The organism is Ruoffia sp. FAM 24228, assembly GCF_045528575.1.
In the GTDB taxonomy this organism is placed as follows: Bacteria; Bacillota; Bacilli; order Lactobacillales; family Aerococcaceae; genus Ruoffia; species Ruoffia halotolerans.
The window spans coordinates 1-24,025 of sequence record NZ_JBGQQZ010000039.1 but is presented as its reverse complement, the minus strand read 5'-3'; the positions used below and the strand labels follow the sequence as shown (position 1 = coordinate 24,025).

The 24,025-nt window shown below is 36.5% G+C and carries 16 protein-coding genes, 20 tRNA genes, 2 rRNA genes, 1 pseudogene, 1 riboswitch and 1 other annotated feature; of the genes and pseudogenes, 6 read left to right on the top strand and 33 right to left on the bottom strand.

Annotation, left to right across the window (positions count from 1 at the left end):
- Positions 1 to 138: 138 nt before the first annotated feature.
- The 9 genes from pheT to ACEN33_RS07875 form a co-directional block, all read right to left on the bottom strand.
- The gene (pheT, locus tag ACEN33_RS07915; RefSeq protein ID WP_407094852.1) at positions 139 to 2,559 is read right to left on the bottom strand and encodes a phenylalanine--tRNA ligase subunit beta; all 2,421 of its coding nucleotides are present in this window, start codon (positions 2,557 to 2,559) and stop codon (positions 139 to 141) included.
- A gap of 1 nt (position 2,560) precedes the next feature.
- The gene (gene pheS / locus ACEN33_RS07910; protein WP_138405012.1) at positions 2,561 to 3,628 is read right to left on the bottom strand and encodes a phenylalanine--tRNA ligase subunit alpha; all 1,068 of its coding nucleotides are present in this window, start codon (positions 3,626 to 3,628) and stop codon (positions 2,561 to 2,563) included.
- A gap of 323 nt (positions 3,629 to 3,951) precedes the next feature.
- Positions 3,952 to 4,470: an HD domain-containing protein gene (locus tag ACEN33_RS07905; RefSeq protein WP_235888802.1), complete on the bottom strand. Its 519-nt coding sequence runs from the start codon at positions 4,468 to 4,470 to the stop codon at positions 3,952 to 3,954.
- A 109-nt stretch (positions 4,471 to 4,579) separates the two neighbouring features.
- Entirely contained in the window at positions 4,580 to 5,359 is a 780-nt protein-coding gene (locus ACEN33_RS07900) for a TrmH family RNA methyltransferase (protein ID WP_407094851.1), read from the bottom strand.
- Position 5,360: 1 nt separating this feature from the next.
- Complete coding sequence (gene pepV / locus ACEN33_RS07895; RefSeq protein WP_407090490.1) at positions 5,361 to 6,773, bottom strand: dipeptidase PepV; 1,413 nt, start codon at positions 6,771 to 6,773, stop codon at positions 5,361 to 5,363.
- Positions 6,774 to 6,948: 175 nt separating this feature from the next.
- On the bottom strand, positions 6,949 to 7,674 hold the full coding sequence (locus tag ACEN33_RS07890; protein ID WP_138405015.1) for a pseudouridine synthase: 726 nt from the start codon (positions 7,672 to 7,674) through the stop codon (positions 6,949 to 6,951).
- Positions 7,674 to 10,580 carry an oligosaccharide flippase family protein gene (locus ACEN33_RS07885; protein WP_407090491.1) on the bottom strand — a complete coding sequence of 969 codons (2,907 nt, stop codon included), beginning with the start codon at positions 10,578 to 10,580 and terminating at the stop codon, positions 7,674 to 7,676. The genes ACEN33_RS07890 and ACEN33_RS07885 overlap by 1 nt, the downstream gene beginning before the upstream one ends.
- A gap of 18 nt (positions 10,581 to 10,598) precedes the next feature.
- Positions 10,599 to 13,016 carry a leucine--tRNA ligase gene (gene leuS, locus ACEN33_RS07880; protein ID WP_407090492.1) on the bottom strand — a complete coding sequence of 806 codons (2,418 nt, stop codon included), beginning with the start codon at positions 13,014 to 13,016 and terminating at the stop codon, positions 10,599 to 10,601.
- Between the two features lie 147 nt (positions 13,017 to 13,163).
- Positions 13,164 to 13,369 (bottom strand) — a binding site (T-box leader).
- Positions 13,370 to 13,404: 35 nt separating this feature from the next.
- Positions 13,405 to 15,042, bottom strand: coding sequence for a LysM peptidoglycan-binding domain-containing protein (locus ACEN33_RS07875; RefSeq protein WP_407090493.1), 1,638 nt, complete (start codon positions 15,040 to 15,042; stop codon positions 13,405 to 13,407).
- 148 nt (positions 15,043 to 15,190) lie between these two features.
- On the opposite strand from ACEN33_RS07875, the gene ACEN33_RS07870 reads away from it, so the two are divergent.
- The 4 genes from ACEN33_RS07870 to ACEN33_RS07855 all read left to right on the top strand — a co-directional run bounded on the left by ACEN33_RS07870 (position 15,191) and on the right by ACEN33_RS07855 (position 18,010).
- On the top strand, positions 15,191 to 15,763 hold the full coding sequence (locus tag ACEN33_RS07870) for a tRNA (mnm(5)s(2)U34)-methyltransferase (RefSeq protein ID WP_407090494.1): 573 nt from the start codon (positions 15,191 to 15,193) through the stop codon (positions 15,761 to 15,763).
- A 186-nt stretch (positions 15,764 to 15,949) separates the two neighbouring features.
- Positions 15,950 to 16,360: a hypothetical protein gene (locus tag ACEN33_RS07865; protein WP_407094850.1), complete on the top strand. Its 411-nt coding sequence runs from the start codon at positions 15,950 to 15,952 to the stop codon at positions 16,358 to 16,360.
- A 141-nt stretch (positions 16,361 to 16,501) separates the two neighbouring features.
- Positions 16,502 to 17,290, top strand: a complete 789-nt coding sequence (locus ACEN33_RS07860; protein WP_407094849.1) for an FAD-binding oxidoreductase — start codon at positions 16,502 to 16,504, stop codon at positions 17,288 to 17,290.
- A 27-nt stretch (positions 17,291 to 17,317) separates the two neighbouring features.
- Positions 17,318 to 18,010: an FMN-binding protein gene (locus tag ACEN33_RS07855; protein ID WP_407090918.1), complete on the top strand. Its 693-nt coding sequence runs from the start codon at positions 17,318 to 17,320 to the stop codon at positions 18,008 to 18,010.
- A gap of 57 nt (positions 18,011 to 18,067) precedes the next feature.
- On the opposite strand, the gene metK is transcribed toward ACEN33_RS07855, so the two are convergent.
- Positions 18,068 to 19,249, bottom strand: coding sequence for a methionine adenosyltransferase (gene metK / locus ACEN33_RS07850; RefSeq protein ID WP_407094848.1), 1,182 nt, complete (start codon positions 19,247 to 19,249; stop codon positions 18,068 to 18,070).
- Positions 19,247 to 19,337: riboswitch (SMK box riboswitch) on the bottom strand. Its footprint overlaps the gene before it by 3 nt.
- 292 nt (positions 19,338 to 19,629) lie before the next feature.
- Here metK and ACEN33_RS07845 point away from each other — a divergent pair.
- The gene (locus ACEN33_RS07845; RefSeq protein ID WP_407090920.1) at positions 19,630 to 20,430 is read left to right on the top strand and encodes a hypothetical protein; all 801 of its coding nucleotides are present in this window, start codon (positions 19,630 to 19,632) and stop codon (positions 20,428 to 20,430) included.
- 66 nt (positions 20,431 to 20,496) lie between these two features.
- Here the strand turns inward: ACEN33_RS07845 and ACEN33_RS07840 are convergent, their stop codons facing one another.
- Entirely contained in the window at positions 20,497 to 21,006 is a 510-nt protein-coding gene (locus ACEN33_RS07840) for a CsbD family protein (protein ID WP_407090921.1), read from the bottom strand.
- A gap of 501 nt (positions 21,007 to 21,507) precedes the next feature.
- Between ACEN33_RS07840 and ACEN33_RS07835 the strand changes: the two are divergent.
- Positions 21,508 to 21,705, top strand: a pseudogene (locus tag ACEN33_RS07835) (transposase); the annotation flags it as partial.
- Between the two features lie 97 nt (positions 21,706 to 21,802).
- On the opposite strand, the gene ACEN33_RS07830 reads toward ACEN33_RS07835, so the two are convergent.
- The 22 genes from ACEN33_RS07830 to ACEN33_RS07725 all read right to left on the bottom strand — a co-directional run.
- Positions 21,803 to 21,873 (bottom strand) — tRNA-Gly (locus tag ACEN33_RS07830).
- A 9-nt stretch (positions 21,874 to 21,882) separates the two neighbouring features.
- Positions 21,883 to 21,955: transfer RNA gene (locus ACEN33_RS07825), tRNA-Asp, on the bottom strand.
- A 26-nt stretch (positions 21,956 to 21,981) separates the two neighbouring features.
- Positions 21,982 to 22,071 (bottom strand) — tRNA-Ser (locus ACEN33_RS07820).
- 19 nt (positions 22,072 to 22,090) lie between these two features.
- Positions 22,091 to 22,162 (bottom strand) — tRNA-Glu (locus ACEN33_RS07815).
- Positions 22,163 to 22,211: 49 nt separating this feature from the next.
- Positions 22,212 to 22,300 (bottom strand) — tRNA-Ser (locus tag ACEN33_RS07810).
- 33 nt (positions 22,301 to 22,333) lie between these two features.
- Positions 22,334 to 22,407 (bottom strand) — tRNA-Ile (locus ACEN33_RS07805).
- A 13-nt stretch (positions 22,408 to 22,420) separates the two neighbouring features.
- Positions 22,421 to 22,491, bottom strand: a tRNA-Gly gene (locus ACEN33_RS07800).
- Between the two features lie 39 nt (positions 22,492 to 22,530).
- Positions 22,531 to 22,603: transfer RNA gene (locus ACEN33_RS07795), tRNA-Met, on the bottom strand.
- 11 nt (positions 22,604 to 22,614) lie between these two features.
- Positions 22,615 to 22,704 (bottom strand) — tRNA-Ser (locus ACEN33_RS07790).
- 35 nt (positions 22,705 to 22,739) lie between these two features.
- Positions 22,740 to 22,813: transfer RNA gene (locus ACEN33_RS07785), tRNA-Ile, on the bottom strand.
- A gap of 4 nt (positions 22,814 to 22,817) precedes the next feature.
- A tRNA-Met gene (locus tag ACEN33_RS07780) sits at positions 22,818 to 22,891 on the bottom strand.
- Positions 22,892 to 22,906: 15 nt separating this feature from the next.
- Positions 22,907 to 22,979, bottom strand: a tRNA-Ala gene (locus tag ACEN33_RS07775).
- A 10-nt stretch (positions 22,980 to 22,989) separates the two neighbouring features.
- Positions 22,990 to 23,063: transfer RNA gene (locus tag ACEN33_RS07770), tRNA-Pro, on the bottom strand.
- A gap of 8 nt (positions 23,064 to 23,071) precedes the next feature.
- Positions 23,072 to 23,145 (bottom strand) — tRNA-Arg (locus ACEN33_RS07765).
- 35 nt (positions 23,146 to 23,180) lie between these two features.
- Positions 23,181 to 23,266: transfer RNA gene (locus ACEN33_RS07760), tRNA-Leu, on the bottom strand.
- Positions 23,267 to 23,294: 28 nt separating this feature from the next.
- Positions 23,295 to 23,366, bottom strand: a tRNA-Gly gene (locus ACEN33_RS07755).
- 5 nt (positions 23,367 to 23,371) lie between these two features.
- Positions 23,372 to 23,444: transfer RNA gene (locus tag ACEN33_RS07750), tRNA-Thr, on the bottom strand.
- Positions 23,445 to 23,457: 13 nt separating this feature from the next.
- A tRNA-Leu gene (locus ACEN33_RS07745) sits at positions 23,458 to 23,539 on the bottom strand.
- A 21-nt stretch (positions 23,540 to 23,560) separates the two neighbouring features.
- Positions 23,561 to 23,633 (bottom strand) — tRNA-Lys (locus ACEN33_RS07740).
- An 8-nt stretch (positions 23,634 to 23,641) separates the two neighbouring features.
- Positions 23,642 to 23,714, bottom strand: a tRNA-Val gene (locus ACEN33_RS07735).
- Positions 23,715 to 23,727: 13 nt separating this feature from the next.
- Positions 23,728 to 23,843 (bottom strand): 5S ribosomal RNA (gene rrf, locus ACEN33_RS07730).
- 90 nt (positions 23,844 to 23,933) lie between these two features.
- A 23S ribosomal RNA gene (locus ACEN33_RS07725) occupies positions 23,934 to 24,025 on the bottom strand; the annotation flags it as partial.

Here is a 24,025-nt window from a genome sequence, read left to right as displayed (position 1 = left end):
TAAAGATGAGAACACAACACAAACTATCGTTGCATAGAGAGACACTTAAACATAGGAATAAAAAAAGAGCCAAGGTGACTGCGTCACCTGGCTCCTCGGTCCACCAACATCAAAAATTCATGAACCTGTTTTATCATATTATCTAATTTCTAAACCATCTATATCTTTCAGAGCATCTGTAATGTTAGCCATTACTTTTTCGATATCTTCGTCTTTCAATGTTTCATTCGGGTTTTGGAAAGTCATATGATAAGCCAATGATTGCTTACCTTCTGGAATGTTCTCACCAACATAACGGTCAAATAACTCAATCGAAACTAAATACTGACCTCCATTTTCTGCAATTGTTGAATTTAATTCATGATGCAATAACGTATCGTCAACTAATAAAGCTAAGTCACGTGACGTTGATGGGTATTTAGCAATTGGAGTTTGAACTAAATCAGCTGTCGGATAAGCAACTAATTTATCTAATTCAATCTCAGCGAAGAATGTTCCTTGATTTAAATCAAATTCTTCAGTCACTAATGGATGAATTTGTCCCATAAATCCGATATCTTCACCCGCTAATGAAATGATAGCCGTTCTACCTGGATGCATCACATCGATCTCTGATGTCGGTTTAAATTCAATTTGTGAAGCAATTCGTAAGCTTTCAAAGTATGTTTCTAACATCCCTTTTAGTACGTAGAAATCATAATTCTTTTTACTTTCATACCATTGAGATCCTTTATATTCTCCAGAAAGTAGAATCGCTAATCGTTCTTCTTCTTTCGGTTGAACATGTGTACCTTGTCCGAAGAAAACACGTCCTGTTTCATAGAAAGCTAAATCTTTGTTTTGTCGTGCTTGGTTATATTGTGCGATTTCCATTAAAGCTGGGAACATACTTTGTCTTAGAACCGTACGTTCTTCACTCATTGGTAATTCTAACTCAACTAATGAATGATCGTCAGATTTTAATAAACTAGCATGTTCTTTAGATGTTAAGACATAAGTAATCGCTTGGTTTAAGCCTAAGCCTTCCGTTACAGTTCTTGTTTTACGAATTAATTGTTGTCTTTGAATTAAACGTCCTGGTTGACTCGGTGTTGTTGGTAATGTTGTTGGAATATTATCATAACCATAGATACGAGCAATCTCTTCTAAGATATCCGCTTCAATTGAAATATCCCAACGTCTTGCTGGCACATCCACAATAAACTCTTCTTCATTAAACTCAACTTCAAAGCCTAAACGATCGATAATTTTAACGATGTCGTCTTTCGTTAAAGTTATACCTAATTTCTTCTCTGGAGAGTTATTGTGAACGCTAATTTTAACATTGTCCGTATTGAGTTGGTTAAACTCTTTAACACCATCAGCGATCTGTCCACCTGATAATTGAGCCATTAATAAAGCAGCTTGTTCGCCTGACTCATTTAATTTACTTACGTTGATTCCTCTTTCAAAGCGAGCACTTGATTCAGAACGTAAAGCAAATTTCTTAGATGACGAACGAACTCGTTGTGAATCAAATATAGCTGTCTCTAATAAGACATTCTTAGTATTGTTCGTCACTTCCGAATCTAAACCACCCATAACACCTGCTAAAGCAATAGGTTGGTCTCCTGATGCAATGACTGTATCCGTTGGTTCTAATGTTCTTTCAACACCGTCAAGAGTTGTTAAAGTATCTCCTTTAGCTGCTGACTTTACTTTAATTGTTTTTGACTCTAATTGATCAAAGTCAAATGCATGCATAGGCTGTCCATATAATAATAAGAAGTAATTTGTTGTATCAACAATATTATTTACCGGACGTATTCCAGCTTTCATTAAACGGAGTTGTACCCAAAGTGGGCTCGCTTTTACTTCGACGTCCTCAATTAAACGGATTTGGTACGCATTTGATAATTCTGGACTTTCAACTTCAATTTGAACTTGTCCCAATTTAGAATCTTTTGCAAAGTCTCGCTCTTCAATTAAATTAAATTGTGGTTTTTGATCATAAATTGCTCCCACTTCGTAAGCTGTTCCATACATACTTAAAGCATCAGCACGGTTAGGTGTAATATCTAATTCAATAATATCGTCATCTAATTTCATATATGACACAATGTCTTCGCCTACTGGGGCATCTTCAGGTAAGATAAAGATCCCTTTGGCATATTCTTTAGCAACAACACTGTCACTAAAGCCAAGCTCTTGTAAAGAACAAATCATACCATTTGAGTCCACACCGCGTAATGTACTTTCTAATATTTCCAGTCCGCCAGGCAATACTGCGCCTGGTAAGGCAACAATTACTTTTTGACCTTGTTTAATGTTTGGAGCTCCACAGACGATTTGACTTAAATCACTGCTACCTACATTAACTTGTGCCACATTTAAGTGATCACTATCTTGATGTGGCACAAGTTCTACAACCTCACCGACAACAATATTATTTAAACCTTTACCAATATTTTCAACGGATTCAACTTCAATTCCTGTTCTTGACATACGTTCAGCTAATTCTAAGCCTGTAATATCTGATAGGTCTAGGAAGTCACTTAACCATTCGAGTGAAATTAACATATTAGTTTTGACCTCCTTTAAATTGTTTTAAGAATCTTAAATCATTTTGATAGAAATGACGAATATCGTCGATGTTATATTTAAGCATTGCGACACGTTCAATTCCTAAACCAAACGCAAAACCGCTATATTTCTCAACTTCAATCCCAGACATTTCTAGAACGCGCGGGTGAACAATTCCAGCGCCTAAAATTTCAATCCAACCTGTTTGTTTACATACAGAACATCCTTCTCCACCACACTTAAAGCAGCTCACATCAACCTCTACTGATGGTTCTGTAAAGGGGAAGAAACTTGGACGAAGACGAATTTCACGTTCTTCACCAAATAATCTTTGAACTAATAATAATAATGTCCCTTTTAAATCAGCCAATGTGATATCTTCAGCAATCACTAAGCCTTCCACTTGTTGGAATTGGTGTGAATGCGTTGCATCATCACTATCACGACGGAACACTTTACCTGGACTGATCATTTTTAATGGGCCGTCTTCTTCAAAATTATGGACTTCCATTGTACGTGCTTGTACTGGTGACGTATGTGTACGTAAAAGTACTTCATCATCTACATAGAATGTATCTTGCATATCTCGCGCTGGATGATTCTTTGGTAAGTTCATACGTTCAAAGTTATAAGAGTCTAATTCCACTTCTGGACCTTCGACAACTTGATAACCCATCCCTAAAAAGAAATCTTCAATTTCTTCTAAAGTTTGCGTTAAGATATGTCGTGTGCCGTATGGTTGAGCATACCCTGGTAATGTCACATCAATCGTTTCATTTGCTAATTGCTGTTCTAACTCTTTCGCTTTAATGAGCGCTGTTTGTTTCTCAAAGGCTTCATTGAAGATTGAATGGAAATTTTGTATCGCTTTACCTAATTCTGGCTTTTCTTCATTAGATAAGTGGCGCATTTCTTTCGTATATTGAGTTAATTCACCTTTTTTTCCAGTAAATTTTACTCGAATTGATTGAAGTGCATTAGTTGAGTCACTCGCTTGAATTTCTTTAGCAGCATCTTGTGCTAAAGCTTCAATTGATGACTTTAATTGTTCAATAGTTGATGTCATGTTTTTCTCCTTTTTTAAATAAATACATAAAAAAGCACGCCCCAAAAAAGGGACGCGCTACCGTGGTACCACCCTAATTCTTAGTTAAAGAATAATTAACTAAGCTCTTACGCCGGTAACCTAGGCTTTAGGTATCTTTTTCAAATTCTAATAAGAATTCTTTACAGATCCACTCCGAAATTGAACGTAAGAAACCGGCTTATGTTATTTAGTTTCAGTCAATGCTAAATATCCCTGTCGATGGCGGTTCTTACTAGTTTCTTCTATATGTTTAATAATTCATTATCTTATTATAGTAACTCTTTATATTAAAGTCAAACTGATTAATTCATTTGATTTGGATTGTATGCTACGTCCATGGCTTTGACAGTATGACGATAAATGAAGCTAAATGCTCCGGTCGTTAATTCTGCAATACAACTGTGTTTATCCATTAAAGTAACAATCCAACTTTCAGCATATTTAGGCACGTCGCGTGTTGCTCCAGCCATATGCTTCAATATAATGTCGCATTCTAACTCAGATAACTCTGTAAGTTTTTTTGCGTTTTCTAATGCAATACGTGGATGTTCGAAATTATGACCTTTTCCTCCTACTTCATGCTTTGTTTCGCAATCGTAGAAAAATAAATCATGCAATAGTCCAGCTCTAGCAATAGCTTTTGTATTCAATTTTAGTCGTTTAGCCCAACGGTAACTACGGTAAGAAACCGATAATGAGTGTAATAAGCGGTTAGTTACTTGGTGATGCTTGTACATTTCTAATTTTTGAACCAACTCGTGATCTAATAAATCCTCAACGAGAGCTAAATATTCCGGATCTTTTTGCCATTTTAAAGTCAAATATATTCCTCCAAATATTGTGATTGCATTTATTATACAACAATAATTCAAATAAAGTATGAAGATAATATTAATATTACATAAAGTTCATGAAACATAACTGTAATAATTACATTTTAATATAATGGAATAATAAAATTCCAGTCGCTACACCTACATTTAACGACTCTGCATTGCCTAGCATGGGAATGAAGATTAATTGATCACTGATTGCTTGAGTTTCTTCACTTACACCTTGCCCCTCATTACCTACTACAATCGCTACAGGCATTGTTTGATCTGTCTCTTTATAAGAGATGGCCTCTTTATTTAAGGCAGTAGTTAATACTTGTACTCCTATAGCTTTTAATTCTTCAATCGCTTGAGGTAAAGGCATTACAATGACAGGTAAATGCCATAAAGAACCTTGGGTTGAACGGACGACTTTCTCATTATAGATATCTACAGATCCTTCTCCGATAATTATCGCATCATAACCTGCCGCATCTGCGGTACGAATCATTGTTCCTAAATTACCAGGATCTTGCACCTTATCTACTAGTAAATAGCGTGCCCCTTTGACCAATTCAGATTGCTTTCCTGTCGCTTCAACTTCAGCAAAAACGCCTTGTGGTGTTTGAGTAGCGGATAGTTCTTTGGCGATATCACCATCAATCACTGTAATGGGTGCTTCTGATGAGAGGCTTAATGCCTGACTATTCTGTTGATAATAGTCTTCTGTCATAATCCACTGCTTTACTGGAACTTTCCATTCAATTGCTTCTAATGCTAAATGGGTACCTTCAATCAAGAAACTTTGACTTTTCTTACGCCCTTTGCTCGTAAGTAACTTCTTCCAAGCTTTAACTTGTGCGTTTTTCTTCGAGCGGATAATTTCTTTCTCTAACATTTTAACGTGTTAACTCATAGATTGCTTCAGCGTAAATTGCCGTCGCTCTGAATAAATCTTCTAAAGCAATAAATTCGTTTGCTTGGTGCATTGTATCAATTGAATCAGGGAATAAGGCACCATATGCAACTCCTCTAGGCATTAAGCGGGCGTATGTTCCTCCACCAATCGTTTGTTCAACACCTTTTTCACCTGTTTGTCTTTCATATACATCAAGAAGTGTTTGAACTAATGGATCATCACCTGGGACATAATGAGGTTCTTTTGAATCAGACATTGTCACTGTCGCATCATAGGCTAATAGATGCGTATTAATTTGTTCTTGAATTGTTTCTGGGTTTGTTCCTTTTGGAAAACGGAAGTTCGCGTCAATGTTAGCACCTTGTGCGTCATCAAAATCAATGATACCCACATTCATTGACACATCGCCCATGACTTCATGTGTGTAATTCACACCGATGTTACTTCCATCGAAGCCTTCAAATAATTCACGCGCTAATAATTGAATCGTATCTTGAGCTCCTTTTGAATCAAATGCATAGTTTTCTAAGAACTTCGCTAAATGAGTTCCAGCGTTCACACCTTTTTCAGGTGTCGAACCGTGGGCTGCTTTACCTACTAAGTCTAATGTTAATTGATCTCCTTCAATACTGCTGTCTCCAGATAAAGCATCATGCTCATCAATAAACTCTTGGAATGCTTTAGATAGGTTAGCAGCATCATTCGTTTGAATAATTGCTGTGGCATCTTGTGGTACCATATTCGCACGTAAGCCGGCTGTTAATTTAACTAAATGATTGTCTGCTTCGAGTGTTTCACCTAATTTTAAATCAAAGATGGCTGATACATTCCCTTTTTCACCATTAATGATTGGGAAAGTCGCATCTGGTGAGAAGCCTAAATCTGGCATTGGCGCATGTTGGAAGTAATAATCCATACATTGCCATCCACTTTCTTCATCTGTTCCAACAATTAAGTGAATGCGTTTGTTGAATTTTACACCTAGTTCTCGTAATAATTTTACTGCAAAGTAAGCTGCCACTGTTGGCCCTTTATCATCACTTGAACCACGAGCGTAAATACAATTATTAATAATCTCTGGTTTAAATGGATCCGTATCCCAACCAGTCCCTACAGGGACAACATCCACGTGTCCTAAAACACCTAAGAGCTCGTCTCCTTCGCCCACTTTCACGTGACCAGCCCAAGGTCCAAATTGTTCAGTTTCAAAACCGTCTTCTTTGGCCATCGCAAGAAACTCTTCTAAAGCACGTTTCGGACCTGGTCCCACAGGTGTTTCTTCTGTCGCTAAGTCATCTTCTCTGATTGATTCTACTTCCAGAATTCGAAATAAATCTTTAAGTAAGACGTCTTGACGTGATTCTACTTCTTGTAACCAATTTATATTTTTCATTATGAATAATGCTCCTTCACTAATTTCATTATTACTATTCTATCACTAATCTCTTGTTGCAAAAAGTTAAATAACTTATTCACAATGAACATTTTTTCATTCCATAATAAAAAGGCTAATGAATATAAGAATTGTTTTTTTAACATGCAATTCCTTATTCATTAACCTTGATAAACTACTCTAAGCCGTATGGAACTAATAGATCCATCTCCGCTTCTGTTAATTCTCGGTAGTCACCAAGAGCTAACTCGGGGTCAAGCTTTAAAGGGCCCATAGAAATACGGTGCAATTGGATAACTTCCTTGCCCACCGCTTCAAACATACGCTTTACTTGATGGAATTTACCTTCAGTAATCTCCACATGAATTAATGTTTGGGAAATTTCAGGGTGTACTTCAAGTATTTCTAAATTCGCTGACTGAGTAATAAAATCACCCAAATCAAGTCCTTTGTCAAACTTTTGAATATCTTCTTCTGTCACCACACCTTCAATTAAAGCTTCATAACGCTTCTTCACTTTTTTCTTGGGTGAAAGTAATTGATGTGCTAATTGTCCGTTATTCGTCAAAAGAAGGAAACCAGTTGTATCTATATCCAATCTTCCAACTGGAAAGAGTTGAGCATGGCCAAAGTCTAATTCAACCCAGTCAATCACCGTTTCATATTCTCTATCTTCTGTCGCGCTAATAATCCCATCTGGTTTATTTAACATGACATAGTAGTATTCTTGATATAAAACAGGCTCGTTCATGTATTGAATTGTATCAATTTCTGGATCCACATTGTGTCCCACTTTTTTGATTACTTTATCATTTACAGTTATTGAACCACTCACAATAATTTTTTTTACATCTTTTCGTGAGCCATATCCTGCATGACTTAATAATTTATCTAATCTCATTACATTAACCTCATTTTATCTTGAATATCTTTAAATCGATTACCAATTAAGACTGATAACATGTTCATAATACCGAGAACACTTCCATAAACAAGTACTGCCATAATGATGACAATGACGATTTTAAGGAAAGTAAATCCGCGTCCAACAGGACCGAATAGAAGGTTTAATGATTGATTCCACATAGCTGCTGAAACTGTCATTAATGCCGAAGCAATGAGTATCTTGATGATACTGCTATTCAATCTAGGGTAATTAAAGTCTAATTCACGACTCAACTTGATCCACATCAATACAGTTGAAACTAAGAAACCAATAGCCGTTGAAACTAACGCACCATGTGCTTCAAATAAAGCAACAAATGGGAATTGTAAAATTGCTTTAACTACAAGTCCAATTAATAGGAAACGTACCGCTAAGCGACGATAATTCATCGATTGTAAGATTGTCGAGAACACCGTATAAGCCCCTAGTACGATACTAGAAATTGAGGCTGTAATTAAAAGTCCTGGCCCTGCTTCTGATCCATTTGGATAGAATAAATAGTAAATATTATTAGCAATTGATGCCATTCCTAATGCTGCTGGAATCATGACGATACTGAATAATACCGTAATATGTTCAACTAATTCGCTCGTACCTGCAATATTTCTTTGTGCAAATTTCTTCGAAATAACGGGTACTAATGAAGAAGCTAACGCAACTGCTAATGAAATAATAATCATCACAAGTTTATCCACATCTAAACTTAGAACCCCATAGAGTTCTTCAATCTCAGTGAATAGTAAGGCTGACGTTGATTCTAATATTTGTCCGAAAGTATATGTATCAATTAACTGAGCGATAATAATTCCTGATCCTAATAAGATAAATGGAATACTATCGACAACCATAATTTTGATACTTTCTTTAAAGTCTAAGTTCACATTGTTTGCCGATTTAGCAATTAAGCGTTTAGCTACTGGTAAGCGTCTAATATATTCAAATATTAAATATAATAGTGCTCCTAGAGCTCCAATAAAGGCCGCAAATGTTGAGTGAACAACAGCTTGAGTTACTTCACCACTATAAATCATCATAATGGCGTAAGTAGCTGCTAATAAGTATCCAACACGAGCAAATTGTTCAATAATCTGAGAAATAGCGGTTGGTTTCATGTCATTAAATCCTTGGAAATAACCACGGAGTAAGCTCATTGCCGGAAGAATTAATAGTGCCGGTGATAATGAACGAATAACCATCGTCGCTCCTTCAACATTGGTTGTTGATGTATTTTCGGCTAATATTGGCGCGATTAAAAATAACAATCCGCCTGATAGCACCCCTGTTAACAACATAATAATTATACTGTTTTTGAAGAGCTTATCAGCTGTTTTGTACTCTTTTAAAGAGTGATAATAAGCCATTTGTTTTGCAATTGAACTTGGGAAACCAGCCGTCGCTATTGCTAGCATTAATGAATATGGCTTGTAACCCGCACTATATAGTACGTTGGCTTGCGTATATTCAGCTCCTAACCATGTTGCCCATGGAATGACATAAAGCGCTCCAATGACACGAGAGAGAACATTACCAATGGTTAGCCAAGAAGCACCACTTGTAATCCCTGACTTCTCGTCTTCTTCATCCGATTCCTCTTCGAGTCGTTCCTCAATGACCGTATCGTTTTGAGAGTAATACTCATTTAATACTTGATCCGTTAGAATGGGGTTTTCAATGATATCTGTATCTTGGCTAATTTTCTCACTTAATTGATCTAATTCTTCGTCAGTGAGGTCCTTATCTTTGAATTGTTCATCGATATCTGGTTCAGAGTCAGATTCACTGTTTACTTCCTCTTCTTCATCAAAGTCTGATGCAGTGATTTCGTCTTCAAATTCTAAAGATGTTTCTGATTGAGATTCGTCCTCATCCAAATCAGTGATATCCATCGCATCAGCTTCATCGAAATTCTCTTCGTCTTCGTCAGATGCATTATCTCCTGATTGATAGCTAGCTTCGATACCACTTTCTGCCGGATAAACTTCTTGATCTTCTTCATAAACTAAATCAGCTTCAATTGATTCTTCCTCATCTAAGTCGCTGTAATCTGGTGTCAGCTCCTCTTCTGTAACTAATTCTTCCGTATAATTATCTTGATTTAACCAATCGGTTTGATTCACTGATTCTTCGAATTCAAGATTATCTTTCGCATCTTGTTCTGCTTCTTCTTGTTTAACTTCAGATTCATCGGTTTCATCAGAAGAAGAGAATAAGTTTTTCACAGAACTGAAAAGTCCTGTCTCGCTCTTTTCTGATTCTTTAACTTCAAAATTGTCAGTTTCAATTGAATCCGAGTAATCCATACCTTCAACTTCGGAATGGTCTTCTGCCTTACGAGAGAAAAGATTTTTAAATACAGAATCTTTCCTTTCTTTCTCTTCTGACAATCTTTTTTCACTTTCTTGGAATTGATTATAATCTGTAATATCTTCCAACTCTGTTAGATCGTAGCGTTCTTCATATGTTGGTTTAAATACATCACCAAATAATTTTTTTCTCTCTTTTGGTTTTTGCTTTTCTTGTTGTTCCTTTTCCTTTTCCAACATTTCTTTTTCTCTATTTCGTTCACGCAAGGGCTTATAACGAAATTCATTCACAGTCGGTGTGCTAGATGATGGTTCAGCTTCAGATGTCCTTGCTTCATCTAAATCTTCATCTCTTTCGGGTCGATCTAGATTCTCTAATTCTTCCTTAGTCATTTCAGTTTGAGCAAAATAATCTCCATCGATTGGCTGTCGATTCGGCCGACGTAGGATATTCTTTTCTTCTTCGGTAAACTCTATGGTCTGAAATTCGTCTCTATTGTAAGGTTGTTGATTAGATAAATCATTCGAGTTATCTCGATCATTGTGCTGTTTACTCATAGCACTTCCTCCTTTAAACTAGTTTGCTACTATGTTCACCAAACGATTCGGTACAACAATTACTTTACGGATTGTTTTCCCTTTAATGGCTTCTTGTACAGACTCTTGACTTAAAGCCAATTCCTCAACTACTTCTTTATCTAGGTTAACATCAATATCTAATCTTGTAACTAATTTACCCATCACTTGAATAACAATTTCTACTTGGTCATCCACAGTTAATTCTTCAACAAACGTTGGCCATGCTTCTTCTGAAATACTTTCAGTATGACCTAGTTTTTCCCAAATCTCTTCTGCTAAGTGTGGTGCTAATGGTGCAAGTAATTTTACAAAACCTTCAGCAAATTGAATTGGTAAAACATCCGCATCTTTAGCTTCATTTAAGAAAATCATCATTTGTGAGATTGCTGTATTAAAATGTAATTGTTCATAATCTTCAGTCACTTTTTTAACTGTTTGGTGATAAACTTTTTCTAACTCTTTACTATCTGACTCTTTGACACTATCTGCCAATGCTAAAGTATCTTCGTTAATTAATAGACGCCATACACGATCTAAGAAACGACGGCTACCTTCTAATCCATTCTCGCTCCAAGCAATTGAAGCGTCTAATGGACCCATGAACATTTCGTAAACACGTAATGTATCTGCTCCATATTCATTCACTACATCATCTGGGTTAACAACATTCCCTTTTGATTTAGACATTTTTTCATTGTTTTCACCTAGAATCATACCTTGGTTAAATAATTTTTGGAATGGTTCTTTCGTTGGAACGACACCGATATCATAAAGGAATTTATGCCAGAAGCGAGCGTATAATAAATGAAGTACAGCGTGCTCAGCTCCACCAATATATAAATCAACATTCTCCCATTTTTCTAAAGCTTCTTGAGAAACCAATGCGTCTTCATTGTGAGGATCCATAAAGCGTAGGAAGTACCATGAACTACCTGCCCATTGTGGCATTGTATTTGTTTCACGACGGCCTTTCATTCCTGTTTCTGGATCTGTAACGTTAACCCACTCTTCAATGTTTGCTAATGGTGATTCTCCAGTTCCGCTTGGTTGAATTTTGTCTGTTACTGGTAAAGTAACTGGTAGCTGATTTTCAGGAACAGCTGTTGTTGTCCCATCTTCCCAATGAATCACTGGAATCGGTTCTCCCCAATAACGTTGACGAGAGAACACCCAATCACGTAAGCGATAATTGATTTGGCGTTCACCGAAATCATTCTCTTCTAACCAAGTATTCATCTTTTGAATTGCATCTTCTATGTTTAATCCATCTAAGAATTCAGAGTTGATGTGTGGTCCATCGCCATAATATGGCACTTCTTTTTCTGGCCCTTCAATCACTGGTACAATAGGTAGGTCATATTTAGTGGCGAATGCAAAATCACGTTCATCATGAGCTGCTGAACCCATAACCGCACCCGTACCATAGGAAGCAATCACGTAATCAGCAATCCAAATTGGAATTTCTTGTTTTGTTGCTGGGTTAATCACATATGACCCTGTAAATACACCTGTCTTGTCTTTATTTAATGATGTTCGTTCTAATTCACTCTTAGTTTCAACTTCACTAATATATGCACGGACTGCTTCTTCTTGGTCTGGAGTCATTAAGTCATTTACAATATCTAACTCCGGTGCTAATACAACATAAGAAGTCCCGAATAACGTATCAGGTCGCGTAGTATATGATTCGATGACTTTATCTGAATCTGCAACTTTGAATTTAATCATAGCACCTTCAGATTTACCAACCCAATGTTTTTGCATTTCTTTCACACTGTCTGGCCAGTTAACTTCATCTAAATCTTCTATTAATCTTTCAGCATATTCAGTAATTTTTAAAACCCATTGTTTCATTGGGCGTCTGTAAACAGGATGTCCCCCACGCTCAGAAACACCATCAATTACTTCTTCATTCGCTAATACAGTTCCTAATGCCGGACACCAGTTAACCATCACATCATCTTGATAAGCTAAACCTTTTTCAAATAATTTGGTGAAAATCCATTGTGTCCATTTATAATAATTTGGATCCGTTGTATTAATCTCGCGGTCCCAATCGTAACTAAAACCAAGTGATTTGATTTGACGTTTAAATGTTTGAATATTGTGTTCTGTAAAATCAGCCGGGTTATTCCCTGTATCTAAGGCATATTGCTCTGCTGGCAGACCAAAAGCATCCCATCCCATTGGATGTAGAACATCAAAACCTTGAGCACGCTTCATACGAGCAATCACATCAGTTGCTGTATACCCTTCTGGATGCCCTACGTGTAAGCCTTGTCCTGATGGATATGGGAACATATCTAACGCATAATATTTAGGATGATCGACACCACGATCCTTTGTTTTAAATGTTTCATTCTTGTCCCAATATTCTTGCCATTTCTTTTCAATGATACGATGTTGATAACTCATTTTCTTCCTCCAATAATCTATAAATTCTTTTTCATTATACAATATTTACAATAAAAAGTGAAAATTGCACTGTTTTAATCTATATTAAAATAAAATTCTCTCAAAAAATAAAAAACACCCTATATTATCTAGCATATTCACTAAATAATATAGGGCGAGTGACCGCGGTACCACCTATGTTTATGACAATAATGTCATCTTAAGTACCTTAACGCGGTCAACACGGCTTACTCTATCATTACTTTCAAGTAAGCACCTAATTAGACGAGTTCAACAAAGCGATTGACTTATTTTCACCAACCATAAGCTCTCTAAACAATGACTTTATTTACTATTTCTAAGTAAAGTTTTATATAAATTCTTTTTGAATTATATCAAACTAACTGTATTAGTTCAATCCAATTGTTTGTCCAATAAAGATTGTTGTTGAACCGTTATTCTTTTCAATTAATTCATTAACATTTAAGCCATTACGACGTGCAATACTATATAAAGTATCGCCAACAGCTACTGTATATGATGAATTCGTTGGAGCTTCAACTGTATCTTCTACGACTGTTTCTTCAACAACTGGCGCCGCTTCAGGTTCAACAATTGTTGTTGACGTATTGTCCTCTTCAACAACAGTTGGTTGTGATACTTCGTTAGCTTCTACTGTAGAAGCTGGTGTACTTGTTGTAGCACCTGAAACTTTTAGTACTTGTCCTGGATGAATTAAATTGCTTGATAAGCCGTTTAATGCTTTCAATTGATTTAATGACATACCATGGTTTACTGCGATACGGTATAGACCGTCGCTAGCCTTAACTAAGTATGAACCAGATGTATTAGTTGAACCACCATTGTTTGTAGGTTCAGTTGGTTTAGTATTTGTTGAATCTGTATTCGGTGACGTATTAGTTGAAGACTCAGTGTTTCCTTGAGTTGCTCCACTTACTTTTAATACTTGTCCTGGATGGATTAAGTTACTTGATAATCCATTTAATGATTTAAGTTGGTTCAACGTCATACCATGTTTACGAGCAATCGCGTATAAGCCATCGCCACGTTTAATTGTATATGAACCACCCACACTTGTAATTGCTTCAGTGTTTTCCGAAGTGTTATCTGAGTTTGTTGGTGGTGTACTTGGTTTTTCAACAATTGTTGAGTTACCAGGTAATTTAATGACTTGACCTGGATGAATTAAATTACTAGTTGTACCGTTCGCAGCTTTAAGGGCTTCAACTGTCGTTCCAAAACGACGTGCAATCCCCCAGAAACCATCTCCTGCTTTAACTGTATAAGTTCCTGCAATTGAACCTGCTTCGTTAGAACCTGTATTAGATTCTGGTGTAGAAGGAACGACGCTTACTGGTTTATCTGAACTTGCGAAATCATATTGTGTTAAATTATTTTCAGCAATGATACGGTTTAATTTGTCCCCGTAACGAGTATCAGTTGCGTAACGACCAGTTAAATGAGCCGTTGCATCTTGATACGAATTCGTATTGCTGTAACGTGCACCTGAATAGAAGTTATAACGCCAGTTATTGACATCATTATCCCCTGTTAATAACGACGCGTAGTCAGTTAAAGATTCACCATAATTATCGTAACGACGGAAAGCATCTTGAATTTGATAATACTCTCCAGATCCATCGTCTTCTAATGTATCTTTTACAACAGAGTTTCCGTTATATTCACCTTTAATACCAAATAAATTGTAGTTAGGTGCTTTTGATAAAGTACTATTACCCCATCCTGATTCTAATGCAGCTTGGGCAATCATTACTGATGCATACAAGTCATTTTCAGAAGCAATTTGTTTTGCGTAATCCGTAATTAATCCTAAAAAATCTGATTGGCTAACACGACTACTTGATTGTGCTTGTACAACAACAGCCTCATTCGCTGACACATGACTTAAGACAGCACCTGCAGCCATAAGCACTAATCCAGCATTGATATGTTTCATTGCCTTTTTAGCTTTATTTTGTTTTACTAATCTTGCCTTGGCTTTCATTATTTCATGTCTACTCTTCACTTAATTACCCTCCACTGTCAAACTATATAATAATATATTATAATCTTCATCTATTATAGCTAATTTAATTCATTAAAAGTTCACATTTCAAGTCTTTTATTTTAGTTTTAATATATGTAACATGAATGTAACAGAGGAGGAATATAAAATGTACAACGCTTTACAATACAGTCATCAACTCTTAAAACAACAGGTTCAAAAAAATCCCCAAGGATTATTCATCGATGCAACTCTTGGGAATGGCCATGACAGTGCCTTTTTACTATCGTTAAAGGATTTTACTGGTTCTCTTATTGGCTTCGATATTCAAGAAATAGCCATTCAAAATTCAAAAAAAAGAGTCGAATCATTAGATCATTTTACAAAAGCATCATATAAATTTATTTTAGATTCTCATGATAATGTTTCCGATTATATTGATGACAATCTTGTCCAAGGGGCTATTTTCAATTTAGGATATCTTCCAGGTGGCGATCATAATGTAACAACAGAGTTTCCGAGTACTTTTAAAGCGGTTCAGGATATATTGGATAATTTGGCTCTTTACGGACAAATTATCCTCGTTATATATTCTGGTCATGACAATGGTATGACTGAAAAAACAAAATTATTTGAAAAATTAGAAAAACTTCCGCAAGAAAAATATCAAGTATTGGCGTATCAATTTATCAATCAAATAAATCATCCCCCAATGCTCTTAATTATTGAAAGAATAAGATAAATTATTCTTTTTTTTTTACTTATTTTTTTATTTGAAATTTTGTAAACCCTTTTTTAAAAAATATAGATAATTTTATTTCCCTATCTATTTTTTCAAAATAAATACTTTTTAGCATTAAAATTATGTGTTAAAATAATTACAAGTTTCATTATGCTACTTTCAATAAATTAGTAAAGGGGTTAAATTATGCATACAAATAAATTTTATGACTGGTTATTCCCAGGTATTTCTCTTGTCATGTTTGCAACGTTATTGGGCTCAATCTTAGCCCAGAGTGATTCAATGTCCGTTTTACAGTTAATTTCCTATTCTTCAGGGTTACTAGCTTACACCATGATGTTAACAGTCACATTCATGGGATCACGCCCACGATTTATAGAAAAATACTTTGGCATGCCTGAAATGTATGAAATTCACGCATTAATGGGTGTTGTTCTTTCGATTATGGGTGTTATCCATATTATTATCCAATGGAATGGCTTCCGTTGGATTACTAAGATGTCAACTGTTTCTCAAACGGGATTCCTCGCTGTCTTTTCATTAATTATTGTCATGTTTACAGGTATATTCTCACTTTCGGGTATATTCATTGATTGAATTCCACTATTACGCAAATGGAAAGAGTCAGTCCTTAATCGCGAATTGAGCTTATGGCTTCATAGACTTTCTATTGTAGCCATTGTTGCAATATATTTTCATTTATTCTTACTCCCATTTCTAAATGAAAATACACTATTTATGACACTTCTGACTATCTATACTGTTGCTATATTAGGTTATTATGTTATTTGGAAATTAAAATTATCTTTCGCACCAAAGTTTGAATTGAAAAGTATTAAACAAGGGACACCTTCATTATGGGTATTAGAATTTGAACCGGAAAATGGTTCGATTAAACCATACGTACCAGGAGATTATTTCTTTATTCGTTTCAAAAATGCTGACATCACAACTGAAGGACACCCTTTCTCAGCATCAAGTGCAATAACATCCGATTATTCGAATTCAATTGAGTTTATGATTAAAGAAGCTGGAGATTGGACTGGTTCTTTACAAAATGTCAATGTCGGAGATATCGCTACTCTAGAAGGTCCTTACGGAAATTTCTTCCCAGATGACGTACAAGAATCCGAAGATCCTTTTGTCTTATTAGCGGGAGGAATTGGTTTAACACCTAATTTAAGTATCTTACGCCACGAACATGAAAAGAACTCAAACCGTAGAATTCATCTAGTTTGGGGCTTAGCGATTGAAGAAGATATGTTTATGATTGAAGAACTTGAAACAATGAAAGCTGCAAATCCAAATTTCTCTTATGATATTATCTTTTCAAATGAAGAAGTTGAGGGCTTCCCTCATGGCTTTATCACGCATGAATATTTAGAAGAACTTGGTGTAAGTTCACTTTATCAATCTGCTAAATTCTTTGTCTGTGGACCACCACCCATGCTAAATGCTTCAAAAACTTTATTAGATAATCAAAATGTCCCTGATAATCATATTTATCTAGATGAATTTGGTTTCTAGTCACCTATTAATAGAAAGGAAAAGTATATGACTAATAAATTTTCTTTTATCATACAAGTTATATTTGTATCCATCCTTGTTTGGCTACTAACGACTTTATTGTTTACAAATGAATTTATTTTTAATAGCGGCGATGATGAGAGTGCTCAAGTTGACACAGCGGAAGTATCAGATGGTACTTTCACCGGATCTGCTGAAGGTCATAATGATCAGTTAACATTGGATGTAACAGTAGAGAATGGTGAAATAAGTCAAATTGATGTCACTGAACATAGTGAGACAGAAGGCATCTCGGATCCTGCTTTCGAACAAGTTCCAGAACAAATCATAGAATCAAATTCAACGGATGTTGAGATTGTCTCTGGAGCTACCTTTACTTCTGAAGCCATTATCAATGCTGTCAATAATGCCTTGGCAAAGGATTCTGGTGGAAGTTCTGAAGCTATAGCTCTCGAATACGTTTCTGATGGCACTTATACTGGAACTTCCGAAGGACACAATGGTCTTATGACCGTCGATGTCACAGTAGAAAATCAAGAAATTACAGATGTTAACGTCGTTTCTCATCTTGAAACGGAAGGCCTTTCTGATCCAACCTTCGACCAAGTACCAGATCAAATTATCAATACGAATTCATTAGATGTAGAGACAGTTTCTGGTGCTACTTTCACATCTGAAGCTATTATCGAAGCTATAAACGACGCCCTATCTCAAAATTAACAAAAACCCCTTTAGAAAGCTTATTTGACAGCTTTACTAAAGGGGTTATTATATTATCTAGTTTAATTGTGATTGGATTAAATCAACCTTATCTAACTGTTCCCAAGGTAAATCTAAATCAGTTCGCCCAAAATGCCCATAAGCAGCTGTTCCTGCATAAATTGGACGTCTAAGATCTAACATTGAAATAATACCCGAAGGCGTTAAGTCAAATGTATCACGAATTATCTTAATGATGACATCATCAGAGTAACTACTTGTGCCAAAAGTATTTAATGAAATTGACGTCGGTTCACTTACCCCAATTGCATAAGCTAATTGAAGCTCAACTTTACTTGCAACTCCAGCTGCTACAAGATTTTTAGCAACATAACGTGCAGCATAACTGGCTGAACGATCGACTTTTGTAGCATCTTTTCCAGAGAAAGCCCCCCCACCGTGGTGAGCAGATCCTCCGTAAGTATCTACAATGATTTTACGACCCGTTAAACCAGAATCTCCAACGGGTCCACCTATTACGAATTTGCCTGTTGGGTTAATAAAGTAAGTCGTCTCTTCATCTAACCACTCTGTATTAACGACCGGTTTAATGACATGCTCAATAACATCTTCTCTTACTTGATCAAGTTCCACATCATTACTATGTTGAGTACTAATAACTAAATTATCAATCCGTTTAATCGTATTATCTTCATTAAACTCTACCGTCACTTGCGTTTTTCCATCTGGACCTAAATATGGTAAGATTTCTTCTTTTCTAACTTTTGCTAATTGTTGCGCTAATTTATGACTTAATGAGATAGGTAAAGGCATATATTCTTCTGTTTCGTTTGTTGCGAAACCGAACATAATCCCTTGATCTCCTGCTCCAATTAAACTTTGCTCTTTTTCATCTCGAGTTTCTAAAGCATCGTCTACTCCCATCGCAATATCAGGTGATTGTTCATCAAGTGATACTAAAACTGCGACATTATCAGCGTCGAAACCATACTTAAAGTTAACATAACCAATCTCAGCAATTTTCTTACGAACAATTTGTTGAATATCAACGTAAGCTGTTGTAGTAATTTCTCCAAAAACTAAAACCAATCCTGTATTAACTGCTGTCTCACAAGCAACACGTGCGTTAGGATCTTGAGCCAAAATCACATCTAAAATCGCATCACTAATTTGGTCCGCAATCTTATCTGGATGTCCTTCAGTTACAGACTCTGATGTAAATAATTTTCTTTCTTTCATAATGTCTCCCCCACTATATTATTTGGTTACAAGGCATATTCACTCTAGTACAAGTGAACCCTATCGGGACTTTAGATTTGTAACGAATGCAATTATATCACACAACCATTGCCTTTCACACTATAAGTATAAGATTCTGAATAATTGATTAAATTGGTACCAATATTTTTCGCATAGATGCGAAATTAATGATAGAATGTATAAAGAAAATTCATCTTCACAATAGTGACTAAGAATGAAACACTCAATCGCTCAAGTCAATGAAGTAAAGATGATTTGATATTTATTCTCTATGTTTAGGAAAAGAATATCAGACAAATATGTAATAATAAAATAATGATAGCTAAGCTATCGAATTTTTTAGATGAAAGGTATAGTCAATGAAATTAATAACTCGTTTTTTACAAAATCCGTACGTTAAAATATTCGTTTCGCCCCTAGCATCCATACTATTTGGATTGATTCTAGGAGCTAGCCATACTGAATCCATTCGGTGGCTTCCAATGTTACTGTTGTTTCTAATTGTCGTGTTTGGTCAATTAATTGATCATTTCCTATATTTACGAATCGACAAACAAACACCAGAAGTAGCACCTAATGTCTTATTGTATGTACTTGAAGGTATATTGCTAATTAGTACCATTATCTTTATGTTTAACTCACACTGGATCATCAGTGTACTGCTCGTCTTTTATATTATATTCATTCATGTGCAGTATATGCCATTTAAGATGACAGGTACAATCTATCACTATTTATTATCAGTATTCTTTAATGGGTTCATGATGAATATCATCGCGTATAATTCACAAACATTTGCAGTAACACAAACATTTTTAATCAATACCATTCCAATTGTTTTTATGTTTATTGTTTTAAACTTAGAAGTATTTAATTTGAAGAGTATCATTATTAATTACAAACAAATAACCGTTTATCAACGGTTCCCAGTTATTAGTATAGTAGTTTGTGCCCTTGCATTATTAAGTGGGTTTTACTTCTCTCTACCATCTTCATCTTATTATATTGTTCAAATTCTATTTGTTTTACTAAGTGCCGTTACGATGTTACCTTTACTTGTTAAAACGCAACATGAAAAACAAACTCAGAACAAAATGAATTATATTCATGCAGTCACCTTAATATTCACATTATTATACAGTTTGAGTCAATTGTATTAAAAAAAGAACGAATGAAATGCTAAAAGTAAACTTTAGGCATTTTATTCGTTCTTTCTGTATTATAATTTATAAAGTGTTGTTGTCTTCTTTTTCACTTTCTTGACGACTTTCAGCCGCTTCATCAATTGTTTGATTTACACGAGCTTCAATTTCTTCTGATTCTTCATAAGCTTTAGTAGACTTATCACGAGCTTCTTCACGTTGCTCTTCACCTTCAGCAATTGCGTTTTGACGTAATTCTTCAGCTTTACGTGCAGCTTCTTCTTTTAATCGTTTTCCTTCATCTATAGCTTCTGTTAAGTTCTCATCTGCAGAAGTATGAACACTCTCACGAGTTTCACCTACTTGACGCTTTACATCTTCGACAGCTGAATCTGCTCGATCTTTGTAGTTTTCACGAATTTCATCAACATGACCACGACCAGACGCAACGGCTTGTTTAGCTTCACCTTCAACTTGTTGAGCGATCCCTTTTGCTTGAGTTTCGGCATCGTCAGTTGCTTTCCCAAACACTTCTTTAACTTTTCCAACAATTTCGTCTTTTTGACCTTCTAAGTTTTTCCATGTATCAGACATATCGTTACCTCCATTTAATTTGTTTATACTATTAATATAGCAAATTAAATGATTTTAAGCAATAATACCGCTTCCAAAAATTATAAGAAATGATATTGTTAATCATGTTGCTCCATTTATACTATAAAAATAACAACAATTCAAAAATAATAAAGGATTATATTAACTACAATTATATAAAATATCGTTGAAGTATCAAGAAATATTGTTGAATAATTATAAAAAATACTACGTCAGTAAATTGATAGTATTACATATTGTTATATAAAATTGCTTTTAGGATTTTACTTATTAATTTTCTAAAAAATATAGTTTTCAACAATAAATAGGATTGATAACATAAATTAAAATTGTCATCAACCCTATCTTTGTGTCTTCTAAAAGACGCAGATATTCGTTATATTTAAAGTCCCAACCAAAAAATAAGGAGAATATCTACTCATGAACCATTATATCCAAAAGAACTTTCCATTTTAAGACCAAAATATTACTATCGACACATACATTCAAAACACGTTCACATATCCAAGTATCACGAATAGCCAGATCGAAGGCATTAATAATAAAATTAAAGTGTTGAAACAAACCGCCTACGGCTATCGAAATTACAGCCATTTTAGAGACCGTAGTTTACTCATGACGCGATTATATGTCTCTCAGACAAATAAAAAAGATCAAGCAACAACTTATGCTGCTTGATCTTGATTAAAATGAGTCATCAACCCTATTTGACAAAGAGCCTATCATAAATACCAAGTAAACAAAAAAAGAACGCTAAGCGTTCTTTGAATAATTAAGCGGGTGACGAGAATCGAACTCGCGACAACAGCTTGGAAGGCTGTAGTTTTACCACTAAACTACACCCGCATAATATAACGGTCCGGACGGGATTTGAACCCGCGATCTCCTGCGTGACAGGCAGGCATGTTAACCCCTACACCACCGGACCAATGTATTTTAATTTTAAAATCAATAAGGAGGATAAGGGATTCGAACCCTTGCGCGCTTTTACACGCCTGACGGTTTTCAAGACCGTTCCCTTCAGCCGGACTTGGGTAATCCTCCGTTATGAAAGTAAAATTAATGATCCGTACGGGACTCGAACCCGTGTTACCGCCGTGAAAGGGCGGTGTCTTAACCGCTTGACCAACGGACCAACACAATATAAATATTAATTTTTAGCAATAATACGAATATAAAACTTACGGAGAAGGAGGGATTTGAACCCTCGCGCCGGCAAAACCGACCTACACCCTTAGCAGGGGCGCCTCTTCAGCCACTTGAGTACTTCCCCAAATCCAAAATTTTATAGTTTTAATATCACTAATGGGCCTGAGTGGATTCGAACCACCGACCTCACCCTTATCAGGGGTGCGCTCTAACCAACTGAGCTACAGGCCCGTATGAAATTAAAAGCGGGTGACGAGAATCGAACTCGCGACAACAGCTTGGAAGGCTGTAGTTTTACCACTAAACTACACCCGCATAATTAAATAAATAGTTAAGTTTAGTATTAAGTTAAAATTGCGGGGGTAGGATTCGAACCTACGACCTTCGGGTTATGAGCCCGACGAGATGCCAGCTTCTCCACCCCGCGATAATTTTAAAAGGAGGATAAGGGATTCGAACCCTTGCGCGCTTTTACACGCCTGACGGTTTTCAAGACCGTTCCCTTCAGCCGGACTTGGGTAATCCTCCATAAATTTAATTATTAATTTTTTAACGGTCTTCAATGGACCTTGTAGGACTCGAACCTACGACCGGACGGTTATGAGCCGTCTGCTCTAACCAACTGAGCTAAAGGTCCTATATAGCGGCGAAGGGGATCGAACCCATGACCTCCCGGGTATGAACCGGACGCTCTAGCCAGCTGAGCTACACCGCCTTTATAAAATATTAATGGAGAATAGCGGGATCGAACCGCTGACCTCCTGCGTGCAAGGCAGGCGCTCTCCCAGCTGAGCTAATCCCCCATAATATCAATCGGGAAGACAGGATTCGAACCTGCGACCCCTTGGTCCCAAACCAAGTGCTCTACCAAGCTGAGCTACTTCCCGAAATGAAACGCACCCTGTAGGAGTCGAACCTACAACCGCCTGATTCGTAGTCAGGTACTCTATCCAATTGAGCTAAGGGTGCTCTTTTTTATTATTTTAACACATAACTAAGTGTTATGCCGAGGGCCGGAATCGAACCGGCACGGTAGTCACCCACCGCAGGATTTTAAGTCCTGTGCGTCTGCCAGTTCCGCCACCCCGGCAATATGCCGAATTTACTTCTCTTGGCAAAGCGGAAAACGGGGTTCGAACCCGCGACCCCCACCTTGGCAAGGTGGTGCTCTACCACTGAGCTATTTCCGCGTTGATGCCGGCTAAAGGAGTTGAACCCTCGACCCTCTGATTACAAATCAGATGCTCTACCAACTGAGCTAAGCCGGCTTATTAAGTTAAATGCGGGTGAAGGGACTTGAACCCCCACGCCCGAAGGCGCTAGATCCTAAATCTAGTGCGTCTGCCAATTCCGCCACACCCGCGTTTGTCTCTTTATAAGAGAATGAGTCGTACAGGGATCGAACCTGTGACCCTCTGATTAAAAGTCAGATGCTCTACCAACTGAGCTAACGACTCTTGAGACATGGAGGATGACGGGATCGAACCGCCGACATCCTGCTTGTAAGGCAGACGCTCTCCCAGCTGAGCTAATCCTCCAAATATAAACAATGCATGGCAACGACCTACTCTCACAGGACCAAAGGTCCAACTACCATCGGCGCTAAGAAGCTTAACTGCTGTGTTCGGCATGGGAACAGGTGTATCCTTCTTGCTACCATCACCACACATTGTTTTTTTATAAGTAATCTATACTTAGATCACTCAAAACTGAATATCAACCTTATATTTTCTTACCTGCTAAACCTGAATTGGTTCGTGGTTAAGTCCTCGACCGATTAGTACTCGTCCGCTCCGTACATTACTGCACTTCCACTTCGAGCCTATCTACCTGATCGTCTTTCAGGGGT